Raw genomic sequence first — 6,898 nt, 5'->3', positions numbered from 1 at the left:
AAGGCGTACCTTGTGGGTGGTCAATACGTCATCGACAGGGCGATGCCAATCGGCGGCGCCGGCGTGACTCGCAATACTCCAACGGGTAAAATCGCAGTCAAACGGAGTAAGGCAAAACAATGGAGGGAATCCGATCGTCATGACAATGGATGAATTGATTTCTCTCGCCGAACAATGCCTCGAAATCGTTAAAGGCCTCGATGAGATTACCGAGGAAGACGCCCGCGACATGATTCTTTCCGGAGAACCTGATCTGGCCATCGCTGATGCCCTGGACATTGCTTATTCCCATCCTGGCCTATACGCAAAATTCCCGGACGGAGTATATGAGCTTGCGAAAGATCCGGATTACATGGCAATCCATGTGTATCTTGATCTTCTGAAAGCCCACCGGAAGAGGTAAGCAAAAAACTTTATTCATCTAGCCCGTCATGAAGTTCATGGCGGGTTTTCTTATGCCCGCAGGACGGGCGGAAAGGAACCATCATGGCCGATGACGCCAACGAGCAGAACAACACTCCCGAACCTCCTGGCGGGCAGCAGAACACCGACACCGGGCAGAAGCCGCCGTGGGAGCGAGACGGAGAGGAATTCTCACCGGAAAAGGCATGGAATCTCATCCAGCATCTGCGTGAGGACAATTCGAAACTCAAAACCGCAAGCGAGGCCAGCAGCGCCAAGCTGCGCGAGATCGAGGACGCGAAGCTCACGGAACAGGAGAAGCTGCAGCGCGACCTCAAGGAGACTCGCGAACAGCTCGCCCAAGTCAACATGGCGAAGGCATGGGCCGAGGCCCGCGCCAAATACCCGTCTCTGACGGAACAGGATTTCGACCTCATCGGCGGCGACAACCCCGAAGAGGTCATGGACAAGGCCGCGAAGCTCGCGGCACGCATCGACGCACAGGCTGCGAAGGACGCGGACCAGAACAACATCAACCCATTGCAGCGCGTGCACGCCAAGCCATCCGGGGGAACCGACCCCACGTCGAATCCGGCAACGGATTGGCTGCGAGACGCGTTGACCAGCAAGTAAAAGGAGCCAAACATGGCATTCGACAACACCATCGGCCGCACCGACCTCGGCACGGCCCTCATCCCTGACGATGTTTCCCAGGAGATCATCCAGACCATGCCGGAATCATCCGTGCTGCTGACCCGCGCCAAGCGCGTGCCGATGAGCAGCATGAAGAAGACGCAGCCGGTTCTCGCCACCCTGCCGGAAGCCTACTGGGTTTCCGAGGGCGCGCTCAAGCAGACCAGCAAGACCGGCTGGGAGGACGTGCAAATCACCGCCGAAGAACTCGCGGTCATCGTCCCGATTCCGGATTCCGTCGTGGATGACGCGAAAATCAACCTGTGGGATACCGTCAAGCCGCTCATCGCCGAAGCGTTCGGCAAGAAGGTCGATGCGGCCGGCATCTTCGGCGTTGACAAGCCTTCCACCTGGGGTGACGATATCCTCTCCGGCGCGAAGAAAGCCGGCGCCACCATCACGCAGGGCACCGGAACCGACCTCGCACAGGACGTCGCCAAACTCGGCGAAGTCCTGAGCAAGAAGGGTTTCGCCGTCAATGGTTTCGCCAGCCAGCCCGGCCTGAACTGGCAGCTCGTCGGCCTGCGCGACGCGAACGGCCAGCCCATCTACACGCCTTCCATTACCCAGGGCAATCCTGCCAGCCTGTACGGCTACCCGCTCAACGAGGTGAAGAACGGCGCATGGGATTCCACGAAGGCGGTGCTGCTCGCAGCCGATTGGACGAAGTTCGTGGTCGGTGTCCGTCAGGACATGACCTATCAGATCTTCGACCAGGGCGTCATCAGCGACGCTGACGGCAAGGTCATCTACAACCTCATGCAGCAGGATTCCAAGGCTCTGCGCGTGGTCATGCGCGTCGGCTTCCAGGTGGCCAACCCGGTCACCCGCGTCACCGGCAAGGGCACCCAGTATCCGGCCGGCTTCATCGTCCCGAAGGTCGGTGCCTGATATGGCCAAGCAGATACGATTCGTTTCCCAGCCGACCATTGTTGACGGCCAGGACGTAGCCGAAATCGCCGTGTTCGACGTCGATGATAATCCAGTCAACGTCGGCGGCTCCAAGGCCCCCGATGCGGGCAGCGTCACACCGGCCTCGCTCTCCGGCTATGACCCCAGCACAGGCCATTCCAAAATGGTCAAGGTGAAGGCGGACGGCTCCGGCTTCGATTTCGTGGATGATTCCACGACTCCGACCGCCGGCGCCATCACATCCGCAATGCTCGCACCGAACGCCGTGAACACCGCCGCCATTGGCGATGGACAGGTCACCGCGGCGAAGCTCGCCAAGGGCGTGATTCCCGCCGCCTACACGCTGCCAGCCGCCTCCGTCACCGCATTAGGCGGTGTGAAGAAGGGCGTGGCCGTACCGAACGTGGCCGCAGACGCGGATGCGGCGGCGCTCGCCTCCGCGTTCAACAGCCTGCTCACCCAGCTGCGTGCGGCAGGCGTGATAGCGGCCTAAGGAGAACTCTTATGAGCAATCCGCTGCCGACATTCGCCACGAAAAACGATCTGGCCGAATGGCTCGGAGAATCCATCATTGAAGACGCCGACACGAAGCGTGCGGAACGTTGCCTTCGTGCCGCGTCGAACCGTATCCGCAGATACACGAAGCGCACATGGGTCGATGAGGCAGGCCAGCTCATCGACCCATTACCGGAGGACCTGCAGGATGTGTGTCTCGCTGCGGCGGGCAGATTCTACATGAATCCCGAAGGTGAGACCTCGTGGTCACGGCAGATCGACGACGGTATGGATGGCGGCAGCAGAAAAGTCGATGAAGCCGGCATCTATCTGACCGCCAGCGAGATGCAGACGTTGGACGATCTCGTGGCCGACCAATCACCGCTCATCGGCGGTCTGGGAGTCATCGGCATCACCCGAAACGAGCTGCCGAGTCTCGACATGAGCCCCTACTGGTTCGAGGACGATGATTATCCGGGCTATCTGAATGCGAGGGTGGTCGGATGAGCACGTTCCGTAAAGTCAGTCTCCGACGACTGCGCTCCTACGCTGAATCCCTGATGACGGATTCGTTCCGCATCACCCGTTACACGGGTGGAAGCGAAACGGATCCGGAAACGGGGTTGACCCGGCCGGTGATGGAGCTCGTGTATGAGGGCAAGGGGAAATTGCAGACCTCCGGTGGCGCGGCCTCGGATAAGGTGAGCGCCACCGGCTCTTCGAGCAATGTGGGCGGGAACGTGGCCGAATGGCTGCTCTACCTGCACCTGCCGATGAACGCCACCGGATTACGGGAGAAGGATATGGCCGAATGCACGGCCTCGTCCGATCCTGATCTGGTGGGCAGGCGCTTCCGCCTGGTCAACATGCAGTCCGAGAAAACTCATGCGACGGCGAGACGCTGGAACGTGCGCGAGATTCCGAAGGCTGGTGGTGGCTGATGGGCGTGGTCGATGTCGATGTGAGTCAGGTGAAGGCGTTCGCCGCCAAGCTGAAATCGGTGCCGATTCGCAAGCAGCGGCTTGTGACGGCGGCGGTGAAGCATGGCGCGCAGAACATCAAGACCGCGATACTCGCTGACGTGCGAACCTCCTCCAACAGGGGCATTTCACGAATCCCCGTCTCCTATGAAATGAAGGAGTCCGGCACCCTCGTGGAGGCGGATATCGCGCCGCCGAAGGGCGGTGCCGGCAATCTGGCGAACATCGCGTTCTTCGGCACGTCTCGCGGCGGCGGCACCCACCGTTTCTACGAGCACGGCGAGGAAGAATTCGAGACCACCGCCAAATACGTGCGGGAGGCGGCGAGCACCTTATGAAAACCAGTGAAGCCAAAGACCTCATCTGGGCGCTGTTGCCTTCCATGCCGCATTGGCGGGTGTACGAGGATGTGGCCACCGGTCCGGCCCCGCCATGGATCGTATGGCGCGTACGCTCCACTGACCGCACGGTCAACGAGGCGGTGAACGTGACCAGTCGCCTGTTCGAACTGGATATCCGCGTGGTAGCCGCCTATGCGAACGACGTGGATTCTGCGTGCGAGGCGTTCATGACGGCGTTGGATGGAGTGCATCCCCGTGGCATGGGCGCGTTGGTCCCATATTCGGATTCCGGCGTGTATGCGAGCGAACTGACCGACCCCGAAACCGGTCAGGCGTATGTGATGCGCGTCATCTCATGGAGATTCGGCCAATAGACCGGACCTCCCCCCCTCTCTTATCAATCGTTATTCAAAGCAAGGAGCATATTATGCCGAACAATGTGAAGGCGTATCTCGAGGACGGTCGAGTAAAGACCATCTTCGTGCCGACCATCGCCAACGTGAAGAAGCCGACCATCGTGGAACTGACCACCGACGTGCTGGACCTCTCCTATTGGCTGACCTCCGACGGATGGAAGCTCACCCATTCGCAGGACATGATCGACGATGACCGAGAAGGTGCCGCCGCGGTTGGCCAGATTCCAGGCCAGGAGAAGTTCACGGACGGCACTCTGCAGGTGCTGGACAACGTGAACATCAAGGGCGAGACGAACGATGCGGTCGCTAAGCTCATCTCCGGCGCCACCGGCTACATCGTGCGTCGCCGCGGCAAGGCCACGGATGACCCGTTCGCGGCCGGCGACGTGGTGAGCGTGTTCCCGGTGGTCGTCGGTATCAAGACGCCGGTGGCGCATGCGTCGAACCAGCGTCAGCTGAGCACCATCAGCTTCTCCGCTGATCCGGGCTCTCAGGATGAGACCGCCGTGGTCACCGCCGCCTAACCCATTGATCTTCTCTCCCGCCGTTTTCTAGTCCTCTTTTCGCGACGGGAGGGACTTCTTTTTTGTGAGACATATGAAAGAGGACATCATTCTTCAGAAAAAGAGGCGACATATGGAACTTCAGGTGCACTCCCCCTATACGAGCGTGGAAATTGTCACGAACATGACCGCGTTGCGCGCGGCCATCGAACTGACCAACCGGATCAACGAGCTCAAGGCCTTGGAGAATATGACCGAGGCCGAAGCGTCGGCCGCACGCGGCGAACGTGAAAAACTCGCAAAACAACTCAGCAAAACCGTGCAGGACGTGCAAAAGAGCACACTGACCGTCACGCTTGAGGGGTTACGTGCCAACGAATGGAACCAGCTGATCCTGCGCTGCACCAGCATGGAGAACGGGCGCCAGTCCCGCGACATGAATCGGCTGCTGCAGCTCGCGTTCCCGCGCATGCTGCGTGCCATCAAGGATCCGGTAGGCAAGGCCATGGAAGCGTCACCGGAATCGGTGAAGACCTTATTGGATAGTCTCACCGACTCGCAGACGGCGGAAATCCTCACGACCATCCAGGAACTGAACACTCCGGTCACCAGCCTCCCAAAAGAGACGTTGACGTTGCTGGCATCACTGAACTAGCCGACATCATCGGCAACGACCCGCAACTGCTCGCGTCCCTACGCTGCGCACGGCAACTGGGTATGAGCCTCAAACGCTTCAACGGCTGGACGCCAGCCGATGATGATGCAGTGGAATGGGATGAGACGGAGCGCATGTGGATGCTCGCTTTGCAATCCTATGAGAATCGCATCTGCCCGTTGTGCGGCATGGATACGCGCGTCTGTCATGATCAGGACGCGTTCGAAGCATTGCGGTTGAAGGGCGAAGTGGAATTGTGCTTCGCCGCCTATGAGCGGAACCGGGCGTTGGAGGAATACCGGGGGTCCGGTTCTCCGGATCCGAACGCATCAGGCGCGTTGACCACCAGTCTTACGCGGAAACCAGTCAGAATCTAGAGAAAGGCGGCGTATGGCCGGTTTGAATGAGAACATCATGATCCGGCTCATGGCCGACACGTCGAACTACACGACCAGGATGCAGGCCGCAAGCGCGCAGGCGTCGAAACTGTCCACCGCGTTGGAGAAGCCGATGACCACCGGTCAGAAGATCGGCGCCGGCCTCACCAAGGTCGGCTTGGCGGTCGGTGCCGTGAGCGCCGCCGTGGGCGTGGCCGCGGTGACCACGTTCGCCCAGTTCGATGCGGCCATGAGCACCGTGCAGGCCAACACGGGGGCTTCCGCCGCGGAATTGGACAAGCTGCGTCAGGCGGCCATCGACGCGGGCGCGAACACCGTGTACAACGCGCAGGAGGCGGCCGACGCGATCAACGAGCTCGGCAAGGCCGGCATGAGCACCACCGATATTCTCTCCGGCGGTCTTTCCGGAGCGTTGAACCTCGCCGCGTCCGACGGCATGCAGGTATCCGAGGCGGCGGAGCTCATGAGCTCCGCCATGGCCCAGTTCAACCTGACCGGAAAACAGGCCGGCAATGTGGCTGACGCGTTGGCGGCTGGCGCAGGCAAGGCACAAGGTTCGGCCCGTGACTTGGGTTATGCGTTGCAACAGTCCGGCATGGTCGCCAATTCGTTTGGCATCGGCATGACGGAGACCGTGGGCACGCTCACCGCGTTCGCGAACGCAGGCATGATCGGCTCGGACGCTGGCACCAGTCTGAAGACCATGCTCATTTCGCTGGCGAATCCAAGCACCAAGGCGAAGAACCTGATGCAGGAGCTCGGCATCAACGCGTACGACGCGCAAGGCAACTTCATCGGCTTGGCCAATCTCGCCGGCCAATTGCAGGACAAGATGGGCGGGCTCACGCAGGAGCAGCGCAACCAGGCGTTGGCCACCATCTTCGGCTCCGATGCCATCCGCGCAGCCAACGTGCTCTACAACGAGGGCGCGAAGGGCATCGACAAGTGGACGAAGAAGGTCGAGGACTCCGGTTTCGCGGCGCAGCAGGCCGCGGCCAAGAACGATAACCTCAAAGGCGACCTGGAGAACCTGAGCGGCAGTTTCGAAAGCATGCTCATCACCATCGGCAGCGGAGCCAACGGCCCACTACGCTCCCTCGTGC

Annotated in this window: 12 protein-coding genes; all 12 read left to right on the top strand. The window is 60.6% G+C overall.

Going from position 1 to position 6,898, the window contains the following annotated elements:
- Positions 1-139: 139 nt before the first annotated feature.
- Positions 140-403 (top strand): hypothetical protein, encoded by a 264-nt coding sequence (locus Tam1G_RS11165; protein ID WP_133125005.1) that lies wholly within the window; start codon positions 140-142, stop codon positions 401-403.
- Between the two features lie 83 nt (positions 404-486).
- Positions 487-1,035, top strand: coding sequence for a hypothetical protein (locus Tam1G_RS11160; protein ID WP_101626580.1), 549 nt, complete (start codon positions 487-489; stop codon positions 1,033-1,035).
- 12 nt (positions 1,036-1,047) lie between these two features.
- On the top strand, positions 1,048-1,986 hold the full coding sequence (locus Tam1G_RS11155; protein ID WP_101626579.1) for a phage major capsid protein: 939 nt from the start codon (positions 1,048-1,050) through the stop codon (positions 1,984-1,986).
- A gap of 1 nt (position 1,987) precedes the next feature.
- Positions 1,988-2,500, top strand: a complete 513-nt coding sequence (locus Tam1G_RS11150; RefSeq protein ID WP_101626578.1) for a head fiber protein — start codon at positions 1,988-1,990, stop codon at positions 2,498-2,500.
- Between the two features lie 11 nt (positions 2,501-2,511).
- Positions 2,512-3,009: a hypothetical protein gene (locus Tam1G_RS11145; protein ID WP_101626577.1), complete on the top strand. Its 498-nt coding sequence runs from the start codon at positions 2,512-2,514 to the stop codon at positions 3,007-3,009.
- Complete coding sequence (locus Tam1G_RS11140) at positions 3,006-3,443, top strand: DUF6093 family protein (protein WP_101626576.1); 438 nt, start codon at positions 3,006-3,008, stop codon at positions 3,441-3,443. The genes Tam1G_RS11145 and Tam1G_RS11140 overlap by 4 nt, the downstream gene beginning before the upstream one ends.
- Complete coding sequence (locus Tam1G_RS11135; RefSeq protein ID WP_101626575.1) at positions 3,443-3,820, top strand: hypothetical protein; 378 nt, start codon at positions 3,443-3,445, stop codon at positions 3,818-3,820. Before Tam1G_RS11140 ends, Tam1G_RS11135 begins: the two co-directional genes overlap by 1 nt.
- Positions 3,817-4,197, top strand: a complete 381-nt coding sequence (locus Tam1G_RS11130; RefSeq protein WP_101626574.1) for a hypothetical protein — start codon at positions 3,817-3,819, stop codon at positions 4,195-4,197. Before Tam1G_RS11135 ends, Tam1G_RS11130 begins: the two co-directional genes overlap by 4 nt.
- A 53-nt stretch (positions 4,198-4,250) precedes the next feature.
- Positions 4,251-4,763 (top strand): phage tail tube protein, encoded by a 513-nt coding sequence (locus Tam1G_RS11125; protein ID WP_101626573.1) that lies wholly within the window; start codon positions 4,251-4,253, stop codon positions 4,761-4,763.
- Positions 4,764-4,875: 112 nt separating this feature from the next.
- Complete coding sequence (locus Tam1G_RS11120) at positions 4,876-5,397, top strand: hypothetical protein (RefSeq protein ID WP_101626572.1); 522 nt, start codon at positions 4,876-4,878, stop codon at positions 5,395-5,397.
- A 62-nt stretch (positions 5,398-5,459) separates the two neighbouring features.
- Complete coding sequence (locus tag Tam1G_RS11115; protein WP_101626571.1) at positions 5,460-5,774, top strand: hypothetical protein; 315 nt, start codon at positions 5,460-5,462, stop codon at positions 5,772-5,774.
- A gap of 13 nt (positions 5,775-5,787) precedes the next feature.
- On the top strand, positions 5,788-6,898 hold a 1,111-nt coding region (locus tag Tam1G_RS11110; RefSeq protein ID WP_101626570.1), incomplete at its 3' end, for a phage tail tape measure protein.

The sequence above is a fragment of the Bifidobacterium imperatoris genome (assembly GCF_002860405.1).
In the GTDB taxonomy this organism is placed as follows: Bacteria; Actinomycetota; Actinomycetes; order Actinomycetales; family Bifidobacteriaceae; genus Bifidobacterium; species Bifidobacterium imperatoris.
Note: the sequence above shows the minus strand (reverse complement) of the source record. Positions and strands in the feature narration are given on the sequence as shown.